Source organism: Pseudomonas sp. D3-10 (assembly GCF_051132175.1).
Taxonomy (GTDB): Bacteria; Pseudomonadota; Gammaproteobacteria; order Pseudomonadales; family Pseudomonadaceae; genus Aquipseudomonas.
This window is the reverse complement of record NZ_CP071668.1, coordinates 3,310,835-3,334,533: the sequence shown is the minus strand read 5'-3', so window position 1 is coordinate 3,334,533 and position 23,699 is coordinate 3,310,835. Positions and strand designations below refer to the sequence as shown.

Annotated in this window: 24 protein-coding genes; 8 read left to right on the top strand and 16 right to left on the bottom strand. The window is 60.1% G+C overall.

Annotated elements, in window-relative coordinates:
- Position 1 precedes the first annotated feature (1 nt).
- The 3 genes from J3P90_RS14910 to J3P90_RS14900 all read right to left on the bottom strand — a co-directional run bounded on the left by J3P90_RS14910 (position 2) and on the right by J3P90_RS14900 (position 3,252).
- Positions 2 to 628: a DNA-3-methyladenine glycosylase family protein gene (locus tag J3P90_RS14910; RefSeq protein ID WP_434674964.1), complete on the bottom strand. Its 627-nt coding sequence runs from the start codon at positions 626 to 628 to the stop codon at positions 2 to 4.
- Positions 629 to 650: 22 nt separating this feature from the next.
- A complete protein-coding gene (locus J3P90_RS14905) occupies positions 651 to 1,733 on the bottom strand; it encodes a bifunctional transcriptional activator/DNA repair enzyme AdaA (protein ID WP_434674963.1) in 1,083 nt (360 codons plus the stop codon).
- A gap of 64 nt (positions 1,734 to 1,797) precedes the next feature.
- Positions 1,798 to 3,252: a TrkH family potassium uptake protein gene (locus J3P90_RS14900; RefSeq protein ID WP_420766571.1), complete on the bottom strand. Its 1,455-nt coding sequence runs from the start codon at positions 3,250 to 3,252 to the stop codon at positions 1,798 to 1,800.
- Positions 3,253 to 3,427: 175 nt separating this feature from the next.
- Here J3P90_RS14900 and J3P90_RS14895 point away from each other — a divergent pair, with 175 nt between their 5' ends.
- The gene (locus J3P90_RS14895) at positions 3,428 to 4,015 is read left to right on the top strand and encodes a LysE family translocator (RefSeq protein ID WP_420766570.1); all 588 of its coding nucleotides are present in this window, start codon (positions 3,428 to 3,430) and stop codon (positions 4,013 to 4,015) included.
- A 44-nt stretch (positions 4,016 to 4,059) separates the two neighbouring features.
- Here the strand turns inward: J3P90_RS14895 and J3P90_RS14890 are convergent, their stop codons facing one another.
- On the bottom strand, positions 4,060 to 4,884 hold the full coding sequence (locus J3P90_RS14890; protein ID WP_434563727.1) for an AraC family transcriptional regulator: 825 nt from the start codon (positions 4,882 to 4,884) through the stop codon (positions 4,060 to 4,062).
- 335 nt (positions 4,885 to 5,219) lie between these two features.
- On the opposite strand from J3P90_RS14890, the gene J3P90_RS14885 reads away from it, so the two are divergent.
- A complete protein-coding gene (locus tag J3P90_RS14885) occupies positions 5,220 to 6,116 on the top strand; it encodes a lipid II-degrading bacteriocin (protein ID WP_434674962.1) in 897 nt (298 codons plus the stop codon).
- 100 nt (positions 6,117 to 6,216) lie between these two features.
- On the opposite strand, the gene J3P90_RS14880 is transcribed toward J3P90_RS14885, so the two are convergent.
- A complete protein-coding gene (locus J3P90_RS14880) occupies positions 6,217 to 7,041 on the bottom strand; it encodes an IS3 family transposase (RefSeq protein WP_434611621.1) in 825 nt (274 codons plus the stop codon).
- Positions 7,042 to 7,049: 8 nt separating this feature from the next.
- Positions 7,050 to 7,352 carry a transposase gene (locus J3P90_RS14875; protein ID WP_014717988.1) on the bottom strand — a complete coding sequence of 101 codons (303 nt, stop codon included), beginning with the start codon at positions 7,350 to 7,352 and terminating at the stop codon, positions 7,050 to 7,052.
- Positions 7,353 to 7,458: 106 nt separating this feature from the next.
- Here J3P90_RS14875 and J3P90_RS14870 point away from each other — a divergent pair, with 106 nt between their 5' ends.
- The gene (locus J3P90_RS14870; RefSeq protein ID WP_434674961.1) at positions 7,459 to 7,782 is read left to right on the top strand and encodes a hypothetical protein; all 324 of its coding nucleotides are present in this window, start codon (positions 7,459 to 7,461) and stop codon (positions 7,780 to 7,782) included.
- A 53-nt stretch (positions 7,783 to 7,835) separates the two neighbouring features.
- Here the strand turns inward: J3P90_RS14870 and fabI are convergent, their stop codons facing one another.
- The 8 genes from fabI to gloB form a co-directional block, all read right to left on the bottom strand.
- Entirely contained in the window at positions 7,836 to 8,630 is a 795-nt protein-coding gene (gene fabI / locus J3P90_RS14865) for an enoyl-ACP reductase FabI (protein WP_003202751.1), read from the bottom strand.
- Between the two features lie 19 nt (positions 8,631 to 8,649).
- Positions 8,650 to 10,260: an ABC transporter ATP-binding protein gene (locus tag J3P90_RS14860; RefSeq protein WP_434674960.1), complete on the bottom strand. Its 1,611-nt coding sequence runs from the start codon at positions 10,258 to 10,260 to the stop codon at positions 8,650 to 8,652.
- A gap of 1 nt (position 10,261) precedes the next feature.
- Complete coding sequence (locus J3P90_RS14855; protein WP_434563729.1) at positions 10,262 to 11,281, bottom strand: ABC transporter permease; 1,020 nt, start codon at positions 11,279 to 11,281, stop codon at positions 10,262 to 10,264.
- Position 11,282: 1 nt separating this feature from the next.
- Positions 11,283 to 12,359: a microcin C ABC transporter permease YejB gene (locus tag J3P90_RS14850; RefSeq protein WP_420766566.1), complete on the bottom strand. Its 1,077-nt coding sequence runs from the start codon at positions 12,357 to 12,359 to the stop codon at positions 11,283 to 11,285.
- A gap of 4 nt (positions 12,360 to 12,363) precedes the next feature.
- Positions 12,364 to 14,217, bottom strand: coding sequence for an extracellular solute-binding protein (locus J3P90_RS14845; RefSeq protein ID WP_434611095.1), 1,854 nt, complete (start codon positions 14,215 to 14,217; stop codon positions 12,364 to 12,366).
- A complete protein-coding gene (locus J3P90_RS14840; protein ID WP_434676580.1) occupies positions 14,214 to 16,043 on the bottom strand; it encodes an extracellular solute-binding protein in 1,830 nt (609 codons plus the stop codon). Before J3P90_RS14840 ends, J3P90_RS14845 begins: the two co-directional genes overlap by 4 nt.
- Before the next feature lie 194 nt (positions 16,044 to 16,237).
- Positions 16,238 to 17,686 (bottom strand): transglycosylase SLT domain-containing protein, encoded by a 1,449-nt coding sequence (locus J3P90_RS14835; protein ID WP_420766564.1) that lies wholly within the window; start codon positions 17,684 to 17,686, stop codon positions 16,238 to 16,240.
- A 99-nt stretch (positions 17,687 to 17,785) separates the two neighbouring features.
- On the bottom strand, positions 17,786 to 18,553 hold the full coding sequence (gloB, locus tag J3P90_RS14830; RefSeq protein ID WP_434674959.1) for a hydroxyacylglutathione hydrolase: 768 nt from the start codon (positions 18,551 to 18,553) through the stop codon (positions 17,786 to 17,788).
- Between the two features lie 65 nt (positions 18,554 to 18,618).
- Between gloB and J3P90_RS14825 the strand changes: the two genes are divergently transcribed.
- The 4 genes from J3P90_RS14825 to J3P90_RS14810 all read left to right on the top strand — a co-directional run bounded on the left by J3P90_RS14825 (position 18,619) and on the right by J3P90_RS14810 (position 21,687).
- Positions 18,619 to 19,377, top strand: a complete 759-nt coding sequence (locus J3P90_RS14825; protein WP_420766562.1) for a class I SAM-dependent methyltransferase — start codon at positions 18,619 to 18,621, stop codon at positions 19,375 to 19,377.
- A gap of 86 nt (positions 19,378 to 19,463) precedes the next feature.
- A complete protein-coding gene (rnhA, locus tag J3P90_RS14820; RefSeq protein ID WP_420766561.1) occupies positions 19,464 to 19,916 on the top strand; it encodes a ribonuclease HI in 453 nt (150 codons plus the stop codon).
- Positions 19,917 to 20,141: 225 nt separating this feature from the next.
- Complete coding sequence (gene dnaQ / locus J3P90_RS14815) at positions 20,142 to 20,903, top strand: DNA polymerase III subunit epsilon (protein WP_420766560.1); 762 nt, start codon at positions 20,142 to 20,144, stop codon at positions 20,901 to 20,903.
- A gap of 169 nt (positions 20,904 to 21,072) precedes the next feature.
- Positions 21,073 to 21,687, top strand: a complete 615-nt coding sequence (locus J3P90_RS14810; protein ID WP_420766559.1) for a GNAT family N-acetyltransferase — start codon at positions 21,073 to 21,075, stop codon at positions 21,685 to 21,687.
- On the opposite strand, the gene J3P90_RS14805 is transcribed toward J3P90_RS14810, so the two are convergent.
- A complete protein-coding gene (locus tag J3P90_RS14805; protein WP_434674958.1) occupies positions 21,653 to 22,546 on the bottom strand; it encodes a LysR substrate-binding domain-containing protein in 894 nt (297 codons plus the stop codon). The two genes, J3P90_RS14810 and J3P90_RS14805, sit on opposite strands and share 35 nt — an antisense overlap.
- An 86-nt stretch (positions 22,547 to 22,632) precedes the next feature.
- Positions 22,633 to 22,863, bottom strand: a complete 231-nt coding sequence (locus J3P90_RS14800) for a hypothetical protein (protein WP_420766557.1) — start codon at positions 22,861 to 22,863, stop codon at positions 22,633 to 22,635.
- Between the two features lie 185 nt (positions 22,864 to 23,048).
- Between J3P90_RS14800 and J3P90_RS14795 the strand changes: the two genes are divergently transcribed.
- Complete coding sequence (locus J3P90_RS14795; RefSeq protein ID WP_420766556.1) at positions 23,049 to 23,606, top strand: NADPH-dependent FMN reductase; 558 nt, start codon at positions 23,049 to 23,051, stop codon at positions 23,604 to 23,606.
- The last annotated feature ends 93 nt before the right edge of the window (positions 23,607 to 23,699 follow it).

The window sequence follows — 23,699 nt, the reverse complement described above, 5'->3', positions numbered from 1 at the left end:
ATCATGCGGACTTGATTTTGGGCACCCGCCACAAATACCAAGCCGCCACCGTCCGATAAGGACTCCAGGCCTGGCCGATAGCGATGATCTGCCGGCGATTCGGCTGAGTCTCCAGACCTTTTAGCCGTCGATATCCTTCGCGAACCCCAAAGTCATCCGCCGGCAAGACATCCACTCGTTCCAGGCTGTAGATCAACAGCATCTCCACGGTCCAGCGCCCGACGCCGCGCAGGCTGACCAGGCGCTTGATCAGTGCTTCATCGTCCATGGCCCGGGCCGTGGCGTAATCCGGCACGATCCCATCCAGTGTCGCCTGGGCGATGCCCTGGAGGGTCGCGAGCTTGCTCGCGGAGAATCCGCAACTGCGCAGTAGCGTGCTGTCTGTTGCCAACAGTTGTTCGGGGGCGGGAAACGCGGCGGGGGCAAACAGCGCGACAAGCCGCCCGAGAATGGCGTCCCCGGCCTTGGCGTGCAGTTGTTGGTAGGCAATCGCCCGCACCAGTGCCTCATAGGGATCGCGGGCCGGCTTGGGTTGCAGCAGGCACGGGCCGACGGACGCGATGTGACGCCGCCAGTCTTCGTCAAGATTGGCCAGGAAAGTACTCGCTTCGTCGTAAGGCGTGCTCATCCGGATCTCTGTTCGGGGCTGATCAAAACGCCAAGGGCAACGAAACCTGCACCGCGGCTTTTTCCAGCCGCAACAGAAACGCCTTGCGCGGCTGGCCGCCACCGTAACCGGTCAGCGCGCCGTCCGCGCCGATCACCCGATGGCAGGGAATGACGATCGCCAGGCGATTCTGCCCGTTGGCCAAGCCCACGGCGCGGCTGGCGCCAGGGCTGCCCAGGGCGCAGGCGACGGCGCCGTAGCTGCGGGTTTCGCCATAGGGGATCTTTTGCAGTTCGGCCCAGACCCGGACTGCAAAGGCACTGCCAGGCATGTGCAGCGGCACGTGGAAAATCGTTTGTTTGCCGGCGAAATAATCCGCCAGTTCGGTTTCGATCTGTTGCAAATGAGCGTTATGCCCCGGGGCGACCGTGTAGCCGTAGCGTTGCTGCAGTTCTTCCAATTCTTTGGTCAAGGCCGGGCGGTCGAGAAATTCCAGCAGCACCAGTCCGCGACGTTCGGCCATGGCCAGCATCGGCCCCAGAGGGGTTGTCAGTCGGGTGAACAGCAACGGTTCGCTGAGGCCGGCGCGGCCGGGGGTGATATGAAAAGACTTCACGAACGCATCACGAAAACCGCTCAGGGATTCATAGCCGGAATCGAACGCGGCGTTGTCGATCGAGGCGCCTTCCTTGATTCCGCCCAAGGCGATGCCCAGGCGCCGGGTGCGCAGGTAGGCGTGAAAAGTCATGCCGAAATGCTGTTTGAACCAGCGGCGCAGCTTCAGCGGTTCGATGCCCTGTTCGTGCAGCAGCGCATCGGTCCAGCGCACGTCGGGCCCGGCATCCACGGCTTTGAGCAGCGCCTGGATCCAGGCCGGTGCGATGGCCGCGGCATCCAATGGCTTGCAGCGCAGGCAGGCTCGATAGCCGGCCGACATGGCCTCGTCGGCGTGGGCGAAGAACTCCACGTTCTCCGGCTTCGGCTTGCGTGCCGTGCAGCTGGGACGACAGAAAATGCCGGTGGTCTTGACCGCGGTGAAAAACACCCCCTCGTAGGCGGTGTCTCGTTCGAGCATGGCGCGGACCATTTCGGCGTGGGGCGGGAGCAGCGAGTCTTGTAGGTTCATGGGAGGAGCATAGAACCGTGGCCCAAAGCCCTCCACCGAAAAATCGACAGTGAATTTGCCGATATCAATATTTCCAGAACACTGGCGTGAACAACACCAGCACCGTCAGGATCTCCAGACGTCCCAGCAGCATGCCGAGGGTCAGCAGCCATTTCGCCGCGTCCGGCAGGGTCGAGAAGTTGCCGGCCGGGCCTATGATATTGCCCAGGCCCGGGCCGACGTTGCACACGGCGGTGGCGGCGCCGGTCAAGGCGGTCGTCCAATCCAGGCCGATCAGCGCGAGGCCCAGGGCGATGGCGCCGATGGTGATCGCGAAGAAGAACGAAAACGTCAGCAGCGAGCGAACGATTTCCTCGTCGATGGGGTGGTTGTTGTACTTCTTCTGGATCACCGCCCGGGGGTGGATCAATTGCTTCAAGCTGCCCATCAACAGGACCTTGGCGACCTGAAACCGAAAGATCTTCAGGCCCCCGGCCGTGGACCCCGAACAGCCGCCGACGAACGTCAGGTAAAAGAACAGCAGCAGGGCGAAGCTGCCCCACAACGTGTAGTCCCCCAGGGCCACGCCAGTGGTTGTGACCACGGAGGTGACGTTGACCGCGACGATACGGACCGCGTCCCACCATGCATGGTCGCTGTTCAGGCTCAGCCAGGTGCCGACCGCGAGCCAGGTGACCACCAGAAAGCCTATGAATCCCCTGACTTGCTGGTCCTTGAGCAAGGCGCGCCGGTGGCCTCGCAATGTCGCCACATACAGCGTGAAGGGCAGCGCCCCCGCCATCATGACCACCACCGACACCCAATGGACCGCCGGTTGCGGCCAATGGGCGAGGGACGCATCGGAGGTGGAGAATCCTCCGGTGGAAATCAGCGACATCGCATGGTTGATCGCCTCGAAAGGCGTCATGCCGGCAAGCCACAGCGCCAACGTCGAGAGCGCGGTCAAGCCTACGTAGATCCACAGGATGTAGTTGGCCGCGACATGCGAGCGCGGCGTGACTTTCTCCGACCAATCCGAAGATTCGGTCTGGAACAGCCGCATGCCACCGACCCGCAATAACGGCAGGACCGCCACGGCCATGCCGATAAAGCCGATTCCACCGAGCCAGTGCAGCATCGAGCGCCATATCAACAGGCCGGGCGATGCCGTGTCCAAACCGGTCAGGATGGTCGAGCCGGTGGTAGTGATGCCGGACATGGTCTCGAAAAACGCATCGGTGTAGCTGATGTGCTGAATGAGCACCATTGGCAGGGCGGCGAACGCACAGACGAATACCCAACTGGCGGTGGTCAGCAGGTACATTTCCCGGGGCCGCATCTGGGCCTGTTCCGGTCTTCCACGGGCGACCAGTGCCACACCGCAGACAAAAGTGATCAGGCTCGACCAGAGAAACGCCGACAAGTCATCGTTGCGCTCGTAGAACATCAGCGTGAACAGCGGAATCGCCATGCTGACCGCGAGGGTGATCAGGAAAATCCCAAGGATGAAACCGATGAGACGCAGAACCGCTATGGACATGGATAACGCCTGATTCAAAAGCTGCACAGTATCGATTTGGCGAGTCGGTCAGCGCGTAAAGTTTGCGTAAAAAAAAGAAGCGGGCGTGCTTGATGACGAAGGCAGTTTTCTTCAATACCCGTGCGGGCAACCCGTTTAACTTGGGGCCTCTTTCCTCAAACGAAGAAGATATGTGATGAGCTTGATATTATCCATGGCGACCTTTGCGCTGGTCGCGTCCATTACGCCGGGCCCGGTCAATATCGTAGCCCTCAGTTCCGGCGCTCGGTACGGTTTGCGCGCCACCTTGCGCCACGTCGCCGGCGCCACCCTGGGGTTTGTCCTGCTGCTGGTCTTGATGGGGTTGGGGTTGCACGAAGTCTTGCAGCGCTGGCCGGGGCTCACCCGCGTGGTGCAACTGGCGGGGGTGGCGTTCCTGTTGTTCATGGCCTGGAAGCTGGCGATGGACAACGGCGAGCTGGGTGAGCGGGACGAAGGGCGCGCGCCGTCGATGATCTACGGCGCACTGATGCAGTGGCTCAACCCCAAGGCCTGGCTGGCCTGCGTGGCGGGGATGGGCGCTTTCGTCGCCGATGGCGAGGCATCGCTGGTGTGGCAGTTCGCGGCGATCTATTTGGTGATCTGCTACCTGTCCGTGGGCTGCTGGGCATACGCCGGCAGCTTCCTGCGTACCTGGCTGGGGAATCCGGTGACCATGCGCCTGTTCAATCGGGCCATGGCGGCGTTGCTGGTGGCGAGCGCGGTGTATCTGTTGTTGCCGTGAGCAACCCGTCCTTGGGGTTGGAACGCTGTCGGGGCGAGGCAGTGTCAGCCTCGGTATTGCCCGGGCGTGGCGGCCAGGTGTTGCTTGAATGCCCGTTGGAAATGCGCCTGGTCGGCAAAACCGCTTTGCAGCGCGACATCGGCAATCAACTTGCCCTCGCGCAATTGGCGACGGGCGAATTGGATCCGGCGATTGATCAGGAAAGCGTGGGGCGTCATACCGTAGTGACGCTTGAAGGCCCGGCTCAAGTAGGACGGCGAGAGCTGTGCAAACGCGCAGATATCCTCGAGCTTGAGGGCTTCGGTGCAATGGTCATGGATGAACTGCGCGGCCCGCATCAAAGCAGGGTGACTGCCCCGGTCCGGGCGCCCGGCCGGATTGAGCCGATGCTGGAGGTCGGTGAAAAACGCCTCGACGGCATCTTTTTTGGCGCGGGTATCGACCTGTTCATCCACCAGTATTTCGTAGAGCGCACACAGGCCGGAGAAAAGCGCGGCATCGCGGCTGTGGGTGGTGTCGAACGCCTGGAACTCCATGGACGGATCAAAGCCGATCCGCCGTTGCAGGTCCCTTAGCCATTGGGTATCGACATACAGCATCACGTAGGACCAGGGTTGATTGTCGATGGGATTGCAGGCGTGGACGTCGCCAGGATTCATCAGCACCACCGTGCCACCCTCGACCTGGAAGCTCGACTGCTCATGCAGATACGTGCTGCGCCCGGCGGTGATCGCACCGATCGAGAAATGGTCGTGGGAGTGACGCGAATAACAGACCTTGCGCCCATCGGCGATGGCCCGGGCTTCGATGAAAGGCAGCGCCGCGTCGTGCCAGAAACGTGGGGCAGCGTCATGGTTGGCGGGCTTCATCGGTCGATGTCCTGTTTTATTGGCTGTGCCTGAGTGTATTCGCCTGCGCCCAAAAATGCCCGTTCGAGATCGGTGCGGGTCTGGACTGGGTTGCAAGTTCGTTCCACAGATAATGTGCAGAGCAAAAAAACGCCGCTTGACCTTTCTAGGCCAAGCGGCGTTTTTGTGCAACTGAAGGGCGTATGGATGCTCATCCAAGAGGCATCTGCAAAGGAGGTCGCGGCCCGTTCTAGAGGTGGCCACGTAGGACGGTGAGTTTTGCACAAAGCGCCACGTTGCCAGTCGGCGCAACGCTATAAATATGTACCGCACGAGGGGCACCTGGAATGCGCAAGATGGGTTTTGCATTCCGTAATGCTGAGTCAAAACCGCAGCATTACAACTATTTGACTTGGTTAGGTGCCTCCATGAACAACGAACTCCCCCTGACATATGTTTATCCCGAAACATACGGCACGTCACGCGGAAGCGGGAGAGGCCTTCCTTCCCCTGCTCCAATGGCGATGATTGGGAAAATGATCCAAGAGCGCAACGTGGCGTACGAACGGGGTCATTGGCCTCAGATGCTGGGCCGCCATCTTGTAGCGATGCGTAATAATTCACCTGTCCGGTATGGACTGGACGGGATAATCATTGGTGAATTGAAGGTCGCACATGGCGCTGATTTATTGGTGCTGAGAAACCCCAAGCTCGACACCGCCAGCGCCTGGAAGCTCGGGATAAAGGAGGGGGCGAAAATCAAAAATACGGAACAGCTGGCGACCGAACAGGAGTTTTCTGGAGGCGTTTTCACTCCTTTCAAAGCTATAAGCCACTGGCTACTCGGAAAAGGCAAACCTGTCAGCGTTCGACTCGACAGAACTGGTATCAGCCCTGCGCCGAACAAAATTCCTGATTTAATGGCGATTATCAACACGGCAGGAATTGGAGTAACCACCGTTAATCTAAGGGTTCCTTACTCCACGGCTCAGGACTCGAATATCGCGAGGATCTCTCTCGGAAACATCACGCTTCAAATTACCGGTAAGGTAATCCGTAACACATCGGGTAGCCTTAAATTCACCGGTACTGCCAAGGCTTTTTCGGATCGCTACGACGCGAACGCCAGCAATCATCGTGGGGTATTTGATGAAAAAGCGACGACTGCGCTGCGCCAGGTGGGGCGAGTTGCCCGAGCGCAGGATTATGAAATACGAATGACTGGCGAGCTTCCCATTGATTTCTCAAGGTAATCCTCGATGATGCGCGAAGAGAAGAGACTGGCGGGAGCTATCTTTTGCATGGTGGCAGCGTGTGTGAACTGGTCAAGTAATCTTGGACACCGATTAAGGTTCACGCCGCCAACCTTTCCTTCGCGACCGGCGACCGGTAGTCGTTGTAGCTGTGAGGCCTGCTGATGTTGTAGCGCGAGACATAGCGCTGCACGTCTGCCCGGGCCTCATGTTCCAGTTTGTAGCCCGTTTCAGGAACCCACTCTGATTTCAAACTACCAAAGAAACGCTCCATGGGGGCGTTGTCCCAGCACTCGCCTTTACGGCTCATACTTTGCCTAAACCCGTGTTTCACAAGCTCGTTTCGGAATTTATGACTGGTGTACTGACAACCTTGGTCTGAATGAAACAACACATCCTGGGGGTGGCCGCGTAGCTCAACCGCCATGCGTAGCGCTTCGCAGGTCAGGTTGGCATCAGAAATCATCGAGAACGACCAACCCACGATCCTCCGAGCGTACAGATCCAGAACGGCGGCGAAGTACATCCACCGCTTGCCGACCTTGATGTAAGTCACGTCGCCACACCACACCTGGTTAACCGCCGTTACATCAAATTTTCGCTTGAGCACGTGCGGCGCCACCAATGCCTCAACGCCCGGCGACTTGTACTTATGGCGCCTGCGCTGACGACTAGCGATGCCAGCTTCGCGCATCAAACTGCGAGCCATATAACGTCCGATACGATGCCCTTTGGCTTTTAGCTCCTTGGACAAAGTACGTGCGCCGGCCGACTCTCTGGACGCCCTGTGGTGCCTGACCAGCGCGGCTTTGAGCTTGTCCCGTTCAGGATTTGCTCTGCCTTGGCGCTGGCGCCAGGCGTAGAAACTACTGCGGTTGATCCCAAACGCCCGGCAACACCTTTTAACGCCGTATTGCTCGTCCAGCTCATCGATCAGCGTGAATGATCTTTGGCGTCCAAAAGCAGGAGAGCACTGGCCTTTTTTAGGATTTCAATGTCCAGGTCTTTCTCCCTGAGTAGGGCTTTGAGCCTCTGGATTTCTCGCTGATCAGCGGTAATCGCCTTGGCCCCTACCGGGGTCGAACCCAGGCGTTCTTTTTGCACTTGATCGACCCAGCGGCGCAGAGCAGTGGGGCCGATATCTAGGCTGGCACAGACCTCGGTAACCGGCTGGCCTTCATCCAGCACCATGCTGGCAGCCTTGAGCTTGAACTCACTCGAATAAGATTTACGCATATCCAAACACCTCAGATTTGGGCGCTATCATAGCGCCCGATTGAAGTGTCCAAAATCATTAGGCCAGTTCAGTGCGGCGCTGTTTTTATTCCCGGCGGACACTGTGATGGAGAACCCTGGGAATCCCAACGATACCCTAGGTGTTCCGGCAGTTGCGATGTACCTGGTTGTGTTGATCGTGCTGACCGCGACGTCTGCCGCCCTGACGGGGCTAGGCAGTTTTGCCCAACAGTTTTTAACGCGACGGTCTTTCACGCTGCGTATTGGGGTGTATGCGTTTGCCAATGCTCCCCTTTTTGTAACGTCACTCTTGGGGGCGTTGGTCTCCTTGGCCTACTTGTATGACGCGGTATCCGGGGTGTTGGCGGCATTGTTGTTTCTGCTTTCCTTCGCCTTGCTGCTGCTGGCCAGTCCACGAAGATTGAATTGAAAACGCCGCTTGACCTTTCCAGGTCAAGCGGCGTTTTTGTTGCAACGCGAAGATTATTCTTCGATGTTGCCCATGGCGGTGGTGTTGAAGCCGCCGTCCACGTACATGATTTCACCGCTGATGCCCGACGCCAGGTCAGAGCACAGGAAGGCGCCGGCGTTGCCGACTTCTTCGATGGTGACGTTGCGACGCAGCGGGGTTTGCGCTTCGTTGGCGGCCAGCATCTTGCGGAAATTCTTGATGCCGGAAGCGGCGAGGGTGCGGATCGGGCCGGCCGATACGCAGTTCACGCGGGTGCCGTCCGGGCCCAGGGAGCCGGCCAGGTAGCGAACGCCCGCTTCCAGGGAGGCCTTGGCCATCCCCATGACGTTGTAGTTCGGCATGGTGCGCTCGGCGCCCAGGTACGACAGGGTCAGCAGGCTGCCGTTGCGGCCTTTCATCATTTCACGGCCGGCTTTGGCCAGGGCCACGAAGCTGTAGGCGCTGATGTCGTGGGCGATGCGGAAGCCTTCGCGGGTGGTGGCTTCGGTGAAGTCGCCGTCCAACTGGTCGCCCGGGGCGAAGCCCACGGAGTGCACGATGCAGTCCAGGCCATCCCACTTCTTGCTTAGTTCTTCGAAGACCTTGGCGATTTCTTCATCGCTGGCCACGTCGCATGGGAAGCACAGCTCCGGGCTCGAACCCCAGCCTTGCGCGAACTCTTCGACACGACCCTTGAGTTTGTCGTTCTGATAAGTGAAGGCAAGCTCAGCGCCCTCGCGATGCATGGCGGCAGCGATGCCGGATGCGATGGACAGCTTGCTGGCGACACCGACGATCAGTACGCGCTTACCGGCGAGAAAACCCATGTGTTGCTCCTCTTTCAGGTTATTCGGCAGTTGTTGGGGCCAGGAAGGCGGCCTCCAGCAACTGCTGTGTATAGGGGTGTTGCGGCGCGGCGAATATGCTGCGGGCATCACCTTGTTCGACCACTTGGCCATGCTTGACCACCATCAGCTGGTGGCTCAGCGCTTTGACGACAGCCAGGTCATGGCTGATAAACAGGTACGTCAGGTTGTACTTGGTTTGCAGCGACCGCAACAGCTCCACCACCTGGCGTTGCACGGTACGGTCCAGGGCCGACGTCGGCTCATCCAGCAGAATCAACGCCGGCTTGAGCACCAGGGCCCGGGCAATGGCGATGCGCTGCCGTTGCCCTCCGGAAAATTCATGGGGGTAGCGGTTCCGGGTTTCCGGGTCCAGGCCTACCTCCTTCAATGCCGCGATTATCGCTTGTTCCTGTTCTGCCGGGGTGCCGATCTTGTGGATCCGCAACCCTTCGCCGACGATCTGGCTCACACACATCCGTGGGCTCAGGCTGCCGAACGGGTCCTGAAACACCACTTGCATCTCCCGGCGCAGCGGCCGGACCTGCTGCTGTGACAGGCAGTCGAGCTGCTTGCCCTCGAAGCGGATCGCGCCCTGGCTGCCGATCAACCGCAAGATCGCCAGCCCCAGGGTCGACTTGCCGGACCCACTTTCGCCGACGATGCCCAAGGTCTGGCCCTGGGGCAGGCTGAAGCGGATTCCGTCCACCGCCTTGATGTAATCCACCGTACGCTTGAACACGCCTTTCTTGATCGGGAACCAGACTTTCAGGTCCTCGACCTGCAACAGCGGCGGGCCGACGACGTTGTTTGCCGGGTTGCCGCTGGGCTCGGCGGCCAGTAATTCCCGAGTGTACGGATGTTGCGGCGCGCGGAACAACTCTGCGCACGATGCCTGTTCGACGATGCAACCGCGCTGCATGACACATACGCGATGCGCAATTCTTCGCACCAGGTTCAAATCGTGGCTGATAAGCAGCAGCGACATGCCCAGGCGTGCTTGCAAATCCTTGAGCAGTTCGAGGATTTTCAGCTGCACGGTGACGTCCAGCGCGGTGGTCGGTTCGTCGGCGATCAGCAGTTCCGGCTCATTGGCCAAGGCCATGGCGATCATCACCCGTTGCCGCTGGCCACCGGACAGTTCATGGGGCAGGGCCTTGAGGCGCTTGTGCGGATCAGGAATGCCGACCAGCTCCAACAGTTCAAGGGAGCGGCGGGTAGCGACCTTGCCAGTCAGGCCCTTGTGGATGCCGAGCACTTCGTTGAGCTGTTTTTCGATGCAGTGCAAGGGATTCAGCGACGTCATCGGCTCTTGGAAAATCATCGCGATCCGGTTGCCGCGAATATGGCGGATGGTTTTTTCCTTCAGGCCCAGCAGGTCCTGGCCCGCGTACTGGATGGTTCCGGTGGGATGATGGGCCAGCGGATAGGGCAGCAAGCGCAGGATGGAGTGGGCCGTCACGGACTTGCCCGAACCGCTTTCGCCCACCAGGGCCAGGGTTTCGCCTCGCTTGATGTCGAAGCTGACGCCTTCGACCACCCGCTGGCGGCGTTCGCCGACGACGAACTCCACCGCCAGGTCGCGTACTTCGATCAGATTGTCCTGGTTCATTTCACTTCCTCGGATCGAAGGCATCGCGAGCGGACTCGCCGATGAACACCAGCAGGCTCAGCATGATCGCCAGTACGGCGAACGCGCTGATGCCCAGCCACGGCGCCTGGAGGTTGGACTTGCCCTGGGCTACCAGCTCGCCCAGGGAAGGCGCGCCCGCCGGCAGGCCGAAGCCGAGGAAATCCAGGGCGGTGAGGGTGCCGATGGCGCCGGTGAGGATGAACGGCATGAACGTCATGGTCGAGACCATGGCGTTGGGCAGGATGTGGCGGAACATGATCGCGCCGTTCTGCATGCCCAATGCGCGAGCGGCGCGCACGTATTCCAGATTGCGGCCGCGCAGGAACTCGGCGCGCACGACGTCCACCAGGCTCATCCAGGAAAACAGCAGCATGATGCCCAGTAGCCACCAGAAGTTGGGCTGGACGAAACTGGCGAGGATGATCAGCAGGTACAGCACCGGCAACCCGGACCAGATCTCCAGGAAGCGCTGGCCGGCCAGGTCCACCCAGCCCCCGTAGAAACCCTGCAGGGCACCGGCGATCACCCCGATGATCGAGCTGAGCACCGTCAGCGTCAGGGCAAACAGCACCGAGATACGAAAACCGTAGATCACCCGCGCCAGCACATCGCGCCCCTGGTCATCGGTACCGAGCCAGTTCACCGAGGAGGGCGGCGCCGGTGCCGGGACTTTCAGGTCGTAGTTGATGCTCTGGTAGCTGAACGGAATCGGTGCCCACACCACCCAGGCGTCCTTGGCGGCCAGCAACTCACGGATGTACGGGCTCTTGTAGTTGGCCTCCAGCGGGAATTCGCCGCCAAAGGTGGTCTCGGGGTAGCGCTTTAGGGCCGGGAAATACCAGCCGCCGTCGTAATGCACCACCAGCGGTTTGTCGTTGGCGATCAGCTCGGCGCCCAGGCTCAGCACGAACAGCACCAGGAACAGCCACAGCGACCACCAGCCGCGCTTGTTGGCCTTGAACAGTTCGAAACGGCGGCGATTGAGAGGGGACAGGTTCATCTCAATGCTCCCGGCTTTCGAAATCGATGCGCGGATCGACGAAGGTGTAGGTCAGGTCGCCAATCAATTTCACCACCAGCCCCAGCAAGGTGAAGATGAACAGTGTGCCGAATACCACGGGGTAGTCGCGGTTGATCGCGGCTTCGAAACTCATCAGGCCCAGGCCGTCGAGGGAGAAGATCACTTCCACCAGCAGCGAGCCGGTGAAGAAAATGCCAATGAAGGCCGAAGGAAAGCCGGCGATCACCAACAACATTGCGTTGCGAAACACATGGCCATACAGCACGCGGTTGCGGGTCAGGCCCTTGGCCTTGGCGGTGACCACATACTGCTTGTTGATTTCATCGAGGAAGCTGTTCTTCGTCAGCAGCGTCATGGTGGCGAAGTTGCCGATCACCAGCGCGGTCACTGGCAAGGCCAGGTGCCAGAAATAGTCGAGGATCTTGCCGCCCAGGGTCAGTTCATCAAAGTTGTTGGATGTCAGCCCACGCAGCGGGAACCAGTCGAAATAGCTGCCGCCGGCAAACACCACGATCAACAAGATGGCAAATAGGAACGACGGGATCGCATAGCCGACGATGATCGCCGAACTGGTCCACACATCGAAATGACTGCCGTGCCGCGTCGCCTTGGCGATCCCCAAGGGGATGGACACCAGGTACATGATCAGTGTGCTCCATAGCCCGAGGGAGATGGACACGGGCATCTTTTCCTTGATCAGGTCAATGACCTTGGCGTCGCGGAAGAAACTGTCACCGAAGTCCAGGCGGGCGTAGTTCTTGATCATGATCCACAGGCGCTCCGGGGCGGACTTGTCGAAGCCGTACATGCGCTCGATTTCCTTGACCAGCGCCGGGTCCAGGCCCTGGGCGCCGCGGTAAGAGGAGGAACCTGCCACCGATACCTCGGCACCGCCGCCAGCGATGCGGCTGGTGGCGCCTTCGAACCCTTCGAGCTTGGCGATCATTTGCTCCACCGGGCCGCCGGGCGCGGCCTGGATGATGACGAAGTTGATCAGCAGGATGCCGAACAGCGTCGGGATGATGAGCAACAGCCGCCGAAAAATATAAGCCAGCATCGGGTTACTCCACACTCTCGGGAGCGGCGATTTGCTGCTCGATGACCTGCTTTTCTACCTCATCGGCTGGCTTGACCTCCGGCTTGACCCACCATGTAGTGGTGCCGATGTCATAGGTCGGCGTGACTTTCGGGTGGCCGATGTGGTTCCAGTAGGCCACGCGCCAGGTCTTGATGTGCCAGTTGGGAATTACGTAATAGCCCCATTGCAGGACCCGGTCCAACGCCCGGGCATGGGCCACCAGGCTCTTGCGCGAGTCAGCGTTGATCAACTGTTCCACCAGTTGGTCCACGGCAGGGTCCTTGAGGCCCATGGTGTTGCGGCTGCCGGGTTTGTCCGCAGCGGCCGACATCCAGAATTCGCGCTGCTCGTTTCCTGGCGAGCTGGATTGCGGAAAGCTGCCCACCACCATATCGAAGTCCCGCGAACGCACGCGGGTGATGTATTGCGACACGTCGACGCGGCGGATCACAAGTTCAATGCCCAGGTCACTCAGGTTGCGTTTGAACGGCAGCAGGATCCGTTCGAATTCGGTCTGGGCCAGCAGGAACTCCAGCACCACCGGCTTACCTTGGGCATCGACCATCTTGTCATCGACGATGCGCCAGCCGGCTTCCTGCAACAGCTGATAGGCCTTGCGTTGCTGGTCGCGGATCATGCCGCTGCCGTCGCAGACCGAAGGTTGGAAGGCTTCGGTGAAGACTTGCTCGGGAATCTTGCCGCGCAAGGGTTCGAGAATCTTCAGCTCGTCTTCGCCGGGCAACCCGGTGGCGGCCATTTCCGAATTCTCGAAATAGCTGCGGGTGCGGGCGTAGGCACCGTTGAACAACTGCTTGTTGGTCCATTCGAAGTCCAACAGCAGGCTCAGGGCCTGGCGCACCCGTACATCCTGGAACACCGGGCGGCGCAGGTTGAAGATGAAGCCTTGCATGCCCGTAGGGTTGCCGTTGGGAATCTGTTCCTTGATCAGGCGGCCTTCGGTCACGGCGGGGATGTTGTAGGCGTTGGCCCAGTTCTTCGCGGTCATTTCCAGCCAGTAATCGAACTGTCCGGCCTTGAGGGCTTCCACCGCCACGGTGTTGTCGCGGTAATAGTCGGTGGTCAATACGTCGAAGTTATAGAAACCGCGGTTCACCGGCAGGTCCTTGCCCCAATAATCCTTCACCCGCTCATAGCGGATCGAACGTCCGGCCTTTACTTCGGTGACCTTGTAGGGCCCGCTGCCCAGGGGAATTTCCAGGTTGCCCTTGCTGAAATCGCGGCTGGCCCACCAATGCTTGGGCAATACCGGCAGTTGGCCGAGGATCAGCGGCAGTTCACGGTTATGGGTGTGCTTGAACTTGAACAGAACCTTGAGTGGGTCTTCGGCGATGACCTCGGCCACATCGTTGTAATAGCCGCGGAACATCGGCGCGCCATCCTTGGTCAGGGTCTCGAAGCTGAACACGACATCTTCGGCGCGCATGGGGTGGCCGTCGTTGAAGCGCGCTTCGGGGCGCAGGTAAAAGCGCACCCAGCCGTTGTCCGGCGCTTTCTCGATTTTTTCCGCGACCAGGCCGTATTCGGTGAAGGGCTCATCCAGGCCTTGCTTGGCCAAGGTGTCGTAGATCAGGCCGATGTCATCGGCAGGTACGCCTTTGCTGATGAATGGGTTGAGGCTGTCGAAGCTGCCAAAGCCACCCTGACGGAATATTCCGCCCTTGGGGGCATCGGGGTTCACGTAGTCGAAATGCTTGAAATTGGCCGGGTACTTTGGTGGCTCGTTGTACAAGGTCACGGCGTGCTGCGGCGCGGCGCAGGCCAGCCCGGCGAATAACAAACTGCCGGCCTGCAGAAGCAGGGCGCGTAGAGGCTTCATTGATCTTTCTCCGAAGATTTCAGCCACCACGCGCTCAGGCCCAGGGTGTAGGGCGGCGTGGTGACAAAGGCGAACCGGTTGCGATACGCCAGGCGATGGTAATTGATATACCAGTTGGGAATGCAGTAATGCTGCCACAGCAGGACCCGGTCCAGGGCCTTGCCGGCGGCGACTTGTTCGTCGCGGGTCTGGGCGGAGAGCAGTTTTTCCAGCAGATGGTCAACCACTGGATTGGCGATTCCCGCGTAGTTCTTGCTGCCCTTGATCCCGACCTGGCTGGAGTGGAAATACTGCCATTGTTCAAGACCCGGGCTGAGGGTCTGGCCCAGGGTCAGCAAAATCATGTCGAAGTCGAACTGGTCCAATCGCTGCTTGTACTGGGCACGATCCACTGTGCGCACTCGGGCCTGGATGCCAATGCTGGCCAGGTTTTCGACGTAGGGCTGCAGGATGCGCTCCAGGTTCGGGTTGACCAGCAGGATCTCGAAGCGCAGGGGTTGGCCGGCGGCGTTGAGCAGGTGCTGGCCGTTGAGGGTCCAGCCGGCTTCCTTCAGCAGGCCAAGGGCCCTGCGCAGGGTTTCCCGGGGAATGCCGCGCCCGTCGGTTTGGGGCAGGCTGAAGGGCTCGGTCAGTAATCGAGGGGGCAGTTGTTCACGGTAAGGTTTGAGCAACAGCCACTCGTGGCCGACGGGCAGGCCAGTGGCGGAGAATTCGCTGTTGGGGTAATAGCTGAGGGTTCGTTTGTACGCGCCGCTGAACAGGGTGCGGTTGGTCCATTCGAAATCGAACATCAACCCCAGGGCTTCTCGGACCTTGACCTCGCCGAAGGTGGCGCGCCGGGTGTTCATGAACAGGCCCTGGGTCTGGGTCGGAATCTGGTGGGGAATCTGCGCCTTGATCACATCGCCACGGTTCACCGCCGGAAAGTTGTACCCGTTGGCCCAGTTCTTGGCCTGGTGCTCGATGTAGATGTCAAACTCACCGGCCTTGAAGGCTTCGAAGGCGACGCCGCTGTCTCGGTAGAAATCCACTTCCATTCGATCGACGTTGTACTTGCCACGATTGACCGGCAGATCCTTGCCCCAGTAGTCCTTGACTCGCTCGAACACCAATTGGCGACCTGGCTGCACTTTGGTGATGCGATAAGGCCCGCTGCCCAACGGCGGCTCGAAGGTGGTCGCCTTGAAATCGCGGTCTTTCCAATAATGCTGCGGCAACACCGGCAGCTCACCCAGGCGCAGGATCAGCAGCGGATTGCCCGAGCGCTTGAACACGAAGCGGATTTTCAGCGGGTTGAGGACATCCACCCGCAGCACTTCCTGCAAATTGGTCCGGTATTGCGGATGGCCATCTTTGAGCAGCGTTCGGTAGGAAAACGCTACGTCATAGGCAGTGATCGGCACGCCATCATGAAAGCGCGCTTCGGGCCGCAGGTTGAACACCACCCAGCTGCGGTCCTCGCTGTACTCCACCGACTGGGCGATCAAGCCGTAACTCGACGTTGGCTCATCCCCTGAGGGCGCATATTGGCCAGTGCCTACCATGAGCGGTTCGTTCAGCTCATTGATGCCGTATTGCAGGAAGTTCGGCGTGGAAACCGGGCTGCTGCCCTTGAATGTATAGGGATTGAGGGTATCGAAGGTGCCAAACGCCATGATCCGCAAGGTGCCGCCCTTGGGCGCTTGCGGGTTGACCCAGTCGAAGTGGGTGAACCGGGCCGGGTATTTCAGCGTGCCGAATTGCGCATAGCCATGGCTTTCGCTGATGGTAGCGTCGGCGGCAGGGCTCGATGCCAGGCTGATCAGGAGCAGGAGGAGGGGGCGTATCAAGTCTGGGATCCGATCCAGGCGGCTTGGGCATTTATGGCCTGTACAGTAACAGCTTGTATGGGCGGGAAAAAGGCGGTGGGCCAAAGCCTCTCAGATTAGGCGAAGCCGGGGCGAGCATGCATTCGTGGCGAGGGAGCAAGCTCCCTCGCCACGAATGCTGCTCGGGCACAGCCCTTCAGCCATCGATAAGCTTAGTGTGGGGAATAGACCGTCAACATCTGCCCAGGCTTGAGCGCCTTGCCCATGCGCGGGTTCCAGCGCTTGAGGTGCTGCATTTCGACATTGAAGCGCTTGGCGACGACGTACAGCGAGTCACCCTGCTTGACCTTGTATTGGGTCTGCTTCTTTTGTTCCTTGCCCTTGGCGGCCACGACGGTGTTGATGCGCTTGCCGCGGGCCTTGGTGGCCTTGACGTCCTGCATCACCAACGTTTGACCGACCTTGAGCTTGTTGCCGCTGAGCTTGTTCCAGCGCTGCAAGTCCTTGGTCTGGACCTTGTTGGCCTTGGCGATCTGGGCCAGGTTGTCGCCGCGCTTGACGCGGTAGGTGCGCCTTGCGCCTTCCACTTCGCTGTCATCGGCGGTCTCGAAGACTGGCTTGAGCGAGCGAGGGCTGATCAGTTCTTCCGGGCGCATGGTCGACAGGCTGGCGGTCAGCAGTTGCGCCTTGGAGGTCGGCACCAGCAGGTGCTGCGGGCCGTCGATGGTGGTGCGCTGCTTGAAGGCCGGGTTGAGCTGGAACAGCTCGTCCTCGTCGATGTTCGCCACCGCCGCGACCTTCGACAGGTCCATGCGCTGGTTGATCTCGACGACCTGGAAGTACGGCTCGTTGGCGATCGGGTTGAGGTTCACGCCATAGGCGTCCGGAGCCAACACGACCTGGGACAGCGCGAGCAGCTTGGGCACGTAGGCCTGTGTTTCGCTGGGCAGCGGCAGGTTCCAGTAGTCGGTGGGCAGGCCAAGCTTCTCGTTGCGCTCGATGGCGCGGCTGACCGTGCCTTCACCAGCGTTATAGGCCGCCAGTGCCAGCAACCAGTCACCGTTGAACATGTCGTGCAGGCGCGTCAGGTAGTCCATCGCGGCGGTGGTGGACGCGGTAATGTCACGACGGCCGTCGTAGAAGCGGGTCTGGCGCAGGTTGAAATAACGCCCGGTGGAAGGGATGAATTGCCACAGTCCCACTGCATTGGCCCGGGAATAGGCCATGGGGTTGTAAGCGCTTTCGATCACCGGCAACAGCGCCAGCTCCAGCGGCATGTTGCGTTCTTCAAGACGCTCGACGATGTAGTGGATATATAAGCTGCCGCGCTCGCCGGCATTTTCCAGGAATGAAGGGTTGCTGGCGAACCACAAACGCTGCTGCTCGATGCGCGGGTTGACGCCGGCGGTTTCCTGGAGCTGGAAGCCCTGGCGCATGCGTTCCCACACATCCTGGGGCACCTGGGGGGTAGGCTTTTCCGTGAGCCACACAGGTTTTTGCTTGGCCCGCGCGGCGACATTCGGCTTATGCGCAGCATCGCTCTGTGGCACCTGGCCGGTGCTCTGACAGCCCGCCAGCGTGGCGGACACTGCCACCGCGATGGCCTGGGCCAAGCGGGTCAGTGTGTCTGACTGGACGGACCTGCGAATAGATGACGACATTGGCTGGAAGTAAGTTCCGGGCAAAAATGTCGGCCGATTCTAGGAAGCGCACCCCAGCAGGTCAACCATTCAGAATTTTTGTATCAATCGGTAGCTGCCTTAGAACTTATCTTTCCAGGCCCTCAAGGCCGCAAAAACCTCACTCGCCGTCTGGTTGGGTTGACCGTTCCGTTCGTCTGCTTTTTGTTTAACGGATGTTTCAGCGGTGCGCAAAAACGGATTGGTGAGTTTTTCCAGAGCCAGGGTCGAGGGCAGGGTGATGATGCCCTGGTTGCGCTGCTGGGTGACTTTCTCCAGGCGGGCGGCAACGTCTGGGTTGGACGGCTCGATCGCGGCGGCGAATTTCAGATTGCTCAAGGTGTATTCATGGGTGCAGTAGACAAGCGTATCTTCAGGGAGCGCGGCGAGGCGGCCCAGGGAGTGGTGCATCTGTTCGGGCGTGCCCTCGAAAAGCCGTCCGCAACCGGCGGCGAACAGCGTGTCGCCACAGAACAGCAGGCCACGGTGGTAGTAGGCGATATGCCCCAATGTGTGCCCGGGAACCGCATAAACATCGAAGTCCAGGCCCAGCACATTGACTTTCGCGTGGTCGTTAAGGGCGATGTCTCGCGCCGGGATGTTTTCGCTGGCCGGGCCGTAGACGGTGGCGCCGGTCGCGCTTTTCAGCGCGGCGACACCGCCGACATGATCGTGGTGATGGTGGGTGACCAGGATGTCGCTCAAGACCCAGTCGGGATGAGCCTCGAGCCACCCCTGCACTGGCGCGGCGTCGCCTGGATCGACCACGGCGCAAGTCTGCGTCGAGTGGTCTTGTAACAACCAAATGTAGTTATCGTTAAACGCGGGTAGGGCAGTGATCTGTATCATCGTCGAATTCGCCAAGCTCAAAACAAAGGCGCATCTTAGAACTTCCTGACGCGTTGGAGAATGCAATGACCGATGAAGCGTTCGCTCAGGCCGATCCTGACTGGCTGGCATTGATCAGCTCTGCCCGTGAGTGGCTGTCCGGCCCTGTCGGGCAATTTCTGCTGGAAGAAGAACGGCGCATGCTCGAAGACGAGTTGGGCCGGTTCTTTGGCGGCTATCTGGTGCATTACGGTCCTTCGGCGCAAACGCCACCGTCGGCGCCTCAGGTCCAGCGCAACGTGCGCTTGGGGGCGCCGTTGCCGGGCGTCGAGATCGTTTGCGAGGAGCAGGCCTGGCCCTTGAGCGAGCATGCCGCCGATGTGGTGGTGATGCAGCACGGCCTGGATTTCTGCCTGTCGCCCCATGGGCTGTTGCGCGAAGCCGCCAGCAGCGTGCGGCCCGGTGGGCATCTGTTGATCATCGGCATCAACCCCTGGAGCAGTTGGGGATTGCGCCATGTATTTGCCAGCGATGCGCTGCGCCAGGCCCGTTGCATTTCGGCCTCGCGGGTCGGCGACTGGCTCAACCTGCTGGGTTTCGCGCTGGAGAAACGCCGCTTCGGGTGCTATCGTCCGCCGCTTGCGTCGCCCAAGTGGCAGGCCCGATTGGCTGGCTGGGAGCGCAAGGCGGGTGACTGGCAATTGTCCGGTGGCGGCTTCTATTTATTGGTGGCGCGCAAGATCGCGGTCGGGCTGCGCCCGGTGCGTCAGGCGCGACGCGAGCCGATGGGCAAGCTGATTCCCTTGCCGATGGCCAAGGTCAACCGTCGCCACATCGAGCCGTAATCCCTTTATCGATGGTTCTGGCCGTATCCGGCTCCGGGCGCTGATCGGCCCTGGGCGGCGGCCTTTTGTTTTTTGGATTGATTGGCATGAGCGATAGCGTGGAACTCTTCACTGATGGCGCCTGCAAGGGCAACCCTGGCCCGGGTGGCTGGGGTGCATTGCTGGTGTGCAAGGGCGTGGAAAAGGAGCTCTGGGGCGGCGAAGCCAATACCACCAACAACCGCATGGAGCTGATGGGCGCCATTCGGGGGTTGGAAGAGCTCAAGCGTCCTTGCGACGTGCTGCTGGTGACCGACTCGCAGTATGTAATGAAAGGCATCAACGAGTGGATGGCGAACTGGAAGAAGCGCGGCTGGAAGACGGCGGCGAAAGAACCGGTCAAGAACGCCGACCTCTGGAAATTGCTGGACGAGCAGGTCAACCGCCACAACGTCACCTGGAAATGGGTACGTGGCCACATTGGTCACCACGGAAACGAACGGGCCGACCAGTTGGCCAATCGAGGAGTGGATGAGGTGCGCGGCTACAAGCAGTCCTGATCCGGCCGGATCTGATTTTTGGCAAATGGAAATAATCGTGGCGAGGGAGCTTGCTCCCGCTGGACCGGTCCGGCGCCTCGGGCGAAGCAGGCCCCTTTCGGCGGTCGCTGCGCAACCTAGTGGGAGCAAGCTCCCTCGCCACAAATGCGGTCCCAGGCTAATCCCACCTCATAGCATGGTAAGATCCGCGCTTTTGCAAGACTGCCCGTTGAGAATTGAACACTGATGGCCAACAGATCTGTAGTACTGGATACCGAAACCACCGGCATGCCGGTGACCGACGGTCACCGGATTATTGAAATCGGCTGTGTCGAGCTGATGGGTCGGCGCCTGACCGGCCGTCATTTCCACGTTTACCTGCAACCGGACCGCGAAAGTGACGAGGGTGCCATTGGCGTGCACGGCATCACCAATGAATTTTTGGTGGGCAAGCCGCGTTTCGCCGAGGTGGCCGATGAATTCTTCGAGTTCATCCAGGGCGCCCAGCTGATCATTCATAACGCGGCGTTCGACGTCGGGTTCATCAACAATGAATTCGCCCTGTTGGGCCAGCACGACCGCGCCGATATCACCCAGCACTGCACCATTCTCGACACGTTGATGATGGCCCGCGAACGGCATCCGGGGCAGCGCAACAGTCTCGACGCCTTGTGCAAGCGCTACGGCGTCGACAACTCCGGCCGTGAGCTGCACGGCGCCTTGCTCGACTCCGAAATCCTTGCCGACGTCTACCTGACCATGACCGGCGGGCAGACCAGCCTGTCCCTGGCCGGTAACGCCTCGGACGGCAACGGTACCGGCGAAGGTTCGGGCAACCAGGCGACCGAAATCCGTCGCTTGCCTGCGGACCGCAAGCCGGCCCGGATCATCCGCGCCAGCGAAAGCGACCTGGCCGAACATGCCGCGCGTCTGGAAGCGATCGCCAAGTCCGCGGGCGCCCCGGCATTGTGGACGCAACTGGCTGAGGCGCAGGCCGCCGCGAATTGATCCGGATCCACGGTTCATACCGATCATTTCTCGCGACAATCGCCAGTACCTTCTAACCTGAAGCAAGGCAGGCCATGGATACCCGCTTGATGTGTGAAGATTCGAGAGGCAAGGGCAATGGATGGCACTGTGCCGTTGATTGCCTCAAGGAATGAGGACCTTTCCCTGTATGCAACCGGTCAAGAATCCCAAGCATCCCGGCCTCTCGGTACGCGTCGTCGACGACGGCTTTGCCGTGTATGTCTGGGGCAGTGATTTCAGTTTTGACGTCAGCGCCTACGGTACGCCGCAGATCGGCCGGCCGGTGAGCCAATGGCCGGTGACGCCGATCGTTCCCTACCGCAAGTGCTACGGTATCGATCCTGAAGAATTCGCCAGTTTCCGGGATGCCCCCGACAGCGAAATCTTCATGGCCTACCTGGACGACCAGCCAGTGGGTCACCTGGTGATCAGCACCAACTGGAATGGCTATGCCCATATCGATGAGTTGGCGGTGCATGCCCCGGCTCGCCGGCATGGGGTGGCCAAGGCACTGTTGGACGTGGCCCAGTTCTGGAGCCGCAAGAAAAAACTGCCGGGCATCATGTTGGAAACCCAGAACAATAACCTGGGTGCCTGCCGTCTCTACGAACGTTGCGGCTACGTGCTCGGCGGGATCGATCATTTGCGCTATCGCGGCATCGATCGGCATACCGCCGAGGTGGCGCTGTTCTGGTACCGGTTGTTCGACGATCCGCTGGGCATGACGATCAGTGGTTCAGCAACGCCTCGGCTTGTTCCGTAATTCGTTCCAGCAGCGCTTGGACCGTCGGCGAGGGCTGCACACCGTTCAGGCTCAGTGCGTAAAGGCAGATCGGAACGGCTGGTGACACCGGGCAGATATCCAGCCCGCTGCCCTTGGCGCCCGAGGCGGTGAATGGATCGACGATGGCGAGGCCTTCGCCGGCTTCGACCATCGCGCGCATCATCTGGTGCGTCTGCACACGAATCTGGATCACCGGTGTGGGGCGCAGCGCCGCGAGCTTGTGGTCGAATGCCGGGCTCAGCGGGTCATGACCATCAAGCCCCACCAGCGACTGGCCCGCCAAGTCCTGTATTGAAATGTATTTCTGCCGAGGTTGCAGCCAGCCGTGGGGCGCCAGCAATTGCAGTTTGCCTTGGGCGATTGTCTGGCAGTGGATGTCCGGGTGTTCCGGATCGTGCAGGCTCAGGCCCAAGTCGCTTTCACGCAGCAACAGGCTCTTGACGATATCGCGGGTTGGTTCGCTGAGCAGGGTGCAAGGCGCATCCGGATGGCGCCGACGCAGGGCGGCGATGCCCAGGGGCAGCAACTGTTGCGCCAGCGGCGGGGTGCAGATGATGCGCAGGGGCGGGGCCTGATGATGTTTCAAGCTGCTGGCCAGCCGCTGTATTGGCTCGAGGGTGTCGTAAAGCTGCGTAATGCCTTCGCGCAACTCCAGGGTTTCGCGGGTGGCCTGCAATCGTCCGCGAACGCTGGCAAACAGCATGAAACCGAGCTGGGCTTCTGCATCGCGCAGGATCGACTCGACTTCGGCCACCGGCAATTGCAGCCATTCGGCCGCGGTTGCGAGGTGGCCGGTCTGCAGCAGCGCCTGGATCACTTCGATGTGGCGTAAACGCATGCAAGAAGTCCGTTTTAGGCAGGTAAGCCATTGGGAGGCTGAATCCTAACCCAATTACGGGTGCGACTTCTGCTCAAGAAACCGGGTTACAGCGCTATTTGCGGTTCGGGTTCGCGGATCAGTTCGATGCCGGACTGCACCAGGAGAAATTTCTCCTCATCCAACTTGCTGACTCGATCGCCAATGGCCAGCTTATAGGTGATGACATCCTTGCCAATGCCGTCCTGGGACGGGTCTGATTCTTGGAATTCATGCACAGAATAGACGCGTCCTTCAGCGTCCCGCGCATGAAACTGTCCGACAAGTACTGTTGCCATTGCTTAGAACCTCTGGAAATAGATCACTCGATTTGCGGTTCTGTAGACCTTTGCCGAGCGCGGTAAGTTTTCCTACAAGAAAAAAATAGTCCGTGCGGCAGGTTTTCGACGCTCCATTGGTCCAATTGTCGTGCCGATCATCTATAACTACAGGCTTCCTATGAGCCGACAATTGAGAACCTCTGATGAGTAATGTCTACAACGTTGCCGTTTTGGTGGGCAGCCTGCGCAAGGCGTCGATCAACCGCAAGATTGCGTTGGCGTTGGCGGAGCTGGCGCCAACCAACCTCAAGCTGAATATCGTCGAGATAGGCGAACTGCCGCTGTACAACGAAGACATTGACGTGACACCGCCCCAAGCCTACGCCAGGTTTCGCGAGCAAGTAGGCGCCGCCGACGCGCTGCTGTTCGTAACCCCGGAATACAACCGCTCGGTGCCGGCCCCTCTGAAAAACGCCATCGACGTTGGCTCGCGCCCTTACGGCCAGAGTTGCCTGAGTGGCAAGCCAGGCGCGGTGATCAGCGCTTCACCCGGTGCGATGGGTGGTTTCGGCGCCAACCATCATCTGCGCCAATCCCTGGTGTTTCTCGATGTGCCCTGCATGCAACAACCGGAAGCCTACCTGAGTGGCGCGGGGACCGCGTTCGACGAAGCGGGCAACCTCTCGGATTCGGTCAGGCCGTTTTTGCAGAAGTTCATCGATAGCTATAGCAAGTGGGTCGAGCAGCACAAGAAGCTTTGATCTGTGTTGACGGTGCCGGCGTTGGTTGTGCGGTTGTCCCTTAGATGGCGTCGGCCTCAATCGCAAGCAAGCTCGCTCCCACAGGAAATTGCA

What these genes read in the sequence shown, in the direction of transcription:
- fabI (WP_003202751.1), bottom strand. Translation starts at nt 8,630, where the DNA reads ATGGGTTTTCTCGCCGGTAAGCGCGTACTGATCGTCGGTGTCGCCAGC.
- J3P90_RS14890 (WP_434563727.1), bottom strand. Translation starts at nt 4,884, where the DNA reads ATGAAGCCCGCCAACCATGACGCTGCCCCACGTTTCTGGCACGACGCG.
- J3P90_RS14910 (WP_434674964.1), bottom strand. Translation starts at nt 628, where the DNA reads ATGAGCACGCCTTACGACGAAGCGAGTACTTTCCTGGCCAATCTTGAC.
- dnaQ (WP_420766560.1), top strand. Translation starts at nt 20,142, where the DNA reads ATGGCCAACAGATCTGTAGTACTGGATACCGAAACCACCGGCATGCCG.
- J3P90_RS14805 (WP_434674958.1), bottom strand. Translation starts at nt 22,546, where the DNA reads ATGCGTTTACGCCACATCGAAGTGATCCAGGCGCTGCTGCAGACCGGC.
- J3P90_RS14860 (WP_434674960.1), bottom strand. Translation starts at nt 10,260, where the DNA reads ATGAACCAGGACAATCTGATCGAAGTACGCGACCTGGCGGTGGAGTTC.
- rnhA (WP_420766561.1), top strand. Translation starts at nt 19,464, where the DNA reads ATGAGCGATAGCGTGGAACTCTTCACTGATGGCGCCTGCAAGGGCAAC.
- J3P90_RS14795 (WP_420766556.1), top strand. Translation starts at nt 23,049, where the DNA reads ATGAGTAATGTCTACAACGTTGCCGTTTTGGTGGGCAGCCTGCGCAAG.
- J3P90_RS14895 (WP_420766570.1), top strand. Translation starts at nt 3,428, where the DNA reads ATGAGCTTGATATTATCCATGGCGACCTTTGCGCTGGTCGCGTCCATT.
- J3P90_RS14800 (WP_420766557.1), bottom strand. Translation starts at nt 22,863, where the DNA reads ATGGCAACAGTACTTGTCGGACAGTTTCATGCGCGGGACGCTGAAGGA.
- J3P90_RS14825 (WP_420766562.1), top strand. Translation starts at nt 18,619, where the DNA reads ATGACCGATGAAGCGTTCGCTCAGGCCGATCCTGACTGGCTGGCATTG.
- J3P90_RS14870 (WP_434674961.1), top strand. Translation starts at nt 7,459, where the DNA reads ATGGAGAACCCTGGGAATCCCAACGATACCCTAGGTGTTCCGGCAGTT.
- J3P90_RS14900 (WP_420766571.1), bottom strand. Translation starts at nt 3,252, where the DNA reads ATGTCCATAGCGGTTCTGCGTCTCATCGGTTTCATCCTTGGGATTTTC.
- J3P90_RS14905 (WP_434674963.1), bottom strand. Translation starts at nt 1,733, where the DNA reads ATGAACCTACAAGACTCGCTGCTCCCGCCCCACGCCGAAATGGTCCGC.
- J3P90_RS14875 (WP_014717988.1), bottom strand. Translation starts at nt 7,352, where the DNA reads ATGCGTAAATCTTATTCGAGTGAGTTCAAGCTCAAGGCTGCCAGCATG.
- J3P90_RS14845 (WP_434611095.1), bottom strand. Translation starts at nt 14,217, where the DNA reads ATGAAGCCTCTACGCGCCCTGCTTCTGCAGGCCGGCAGTTTGTTATTC.
- J3P90_RS14855 (WP_434563729.1), bottom strand. Translation starts at nt 11,281, where the DNA reads ATGAACCTGTCCCCTCTCAATCGCCGCCGTTTCGAACTGTTCAAGGCC.
- J3P90_RS14810 (WP_420766559.1), top strand. Translation starts at nt 21,073, where the DNA reads ATGCAACCGGTCAAGAATCCCAAGCATCCCGGCCTCTCGGTACGCGTC.
- J3P90_RS14885 (WP_434674962.1), top strand. Translation starts at nt 5,220, where the DNA reads ATGGGTTTTGCATTCCGTAATGCTGAGTCAAAACCGCAGCATTACAAC.
- gloB (WP_434674959.1), bottom strand. Translation starts at nt 18,553, where the DNA reads ATGATACAGATCACTGCCCTACCCGCGTTTAACGATAACTACATTTGG.
- J3P90_RS14850 (WP_420766566.1), bottom strand. Translation starts at nt 12,359, where the DNA reads ATGCTGGCTTATATTTTTCGGCGGCTGTTGCTCATCATCCCGACGCTG.
- J3P90_RS14835 (WP_420766564.1), bottom strand. Translation starts at nt 17,686, where the DNA reads ATGTCGTCATCTATTCGCAGGTCCGTCCAGTCAGACACACTGACCCGC.